We start from the raw sequence: 1,287 nt of genomic DNA on the forward strand, positions 1-1,287 counted from the left end.
GTGATCGGCCCGTTGAAGGGCACGCGCTTCTGGATGTTCTGCGAGCATTTCATCCGCCGCGCCGCCGGTCTCGGCAAGGCGGGTACCGCCCACGACCCGGCGCGCTACGAACGCATGAACGCGTTTTGCGACGTGCTGGTCGTCGGCTCCGGTCCGGCCGGCCTGATGGCGGCCAAGGCCGCCGCCGACCAGGGCGCCCGGGTCATCCTCGCCGATCTCGAAGCCCATTTTGGCGGCTCCGCCAACTGGTCGGGCGAAACCATCGACGGCATGCCTGCCGCCGACTGGGCCCAGCGTATGGCCGCGCAGCTCGCAGGCAACGACAATGTGCGCCTTTTGCCGCGCACGACGGTGTGGGGCTATTACGACGGCAACACGTTGGCCGCGCTTGAACGGGTGACCGACCACAAGGAAGTCGCCGCCAAGGGCGAGCCGCGCCAGCGCTACTGGGCGATCCGCGCGGGCACGGTGGTGCTCGCCACCGGCTTCTTCGAACGGCCGCTGGTGTTCCCGGGCAATGACCGCCCAGGCGTGATGCTCGCGCACGCCGCCGAGCGCTATGTCAATGAGTATGGTGTGCTGCCGGGACAGCGCGTCGCGCTCTTCACCAACAACGACAGCGCCTACCGCTCGGCCGTCGCCCTGAAGAAGGCTGGCGCCGCGGTCGTCGCCATCATCGATGTCCGCAGCGATGTCTCGAACGAGATGCGCCGGCTGGCGAGCGATGCGGAAGCCGAGCTGCTTGCCGGTCACGCCGTGGTCGCGACCGAGGGCGGGAAGGCGCTCACCGGCCTTAAGGTGCAGCGCTTCGACGCCATGAGCGGTTCGCTCAGCGGCGACGAGCGCAGCATCCACGCCGAGAGCCTTCTGATGTCGGGCGGCTGGTCGCCGACCATCCACCTCGCCAGCCAGGCCGGCGCGAAAGCCGAGTGGGACCCTGCCAGGCAAGCTTTCCTGCCGCCGAAGCCGACGCAGCGCTGGATCGGCGCCGGCGCCTTCACCGGCAGTTTTTCGACAGCGGAGGCAATCGCGGAAGGTCGCGCCGCCGGTCTCCAGGCGGCCGGCGGTACGGCTTCATCCGGTCCCCTGCCCGTCGTCGAGGCGGCTCCGGGCGATCCCGATCCGGCTCCGGTCTTCGAGATCAGGGCCAAGGGCAAGAGCTTTGTCGACTTCCAGCACGACGTCACCGCCGAGGACGTGCGGCTGGCGCATCGCGAAGGCTTCGTCTCGGTCGAGCATCTGAAGCGCTACACCACGCTCGGCATGGCGACCGACCAGGGCAAGAAC

The 1,287-nt window shown here is 69.0% G+C and carries 1 protein-coding gene; it reads left to right on the forward strand.

All coding sequences use genetic code 11. From position 1 onward, the window contains the following. Positions 1-1,287 (forward strand): NAD(P)/FAD-dependent oxidoreductase (locus tag EOA27_RS36910; protein WP_127258769.1); only part of this gene is annotated, 1,287 nt, incomplete at both ends.

The organism is Mesorhizobium sp. M2A.F.Ca.ET.037.01.1.1 (assembly GCF_003998075.1).
GTDB lineage: Bacteria > Pseudomonadota > Alphaproteobacteria > Rhizobiales > Rhizobiaceae > Mesorhizobium.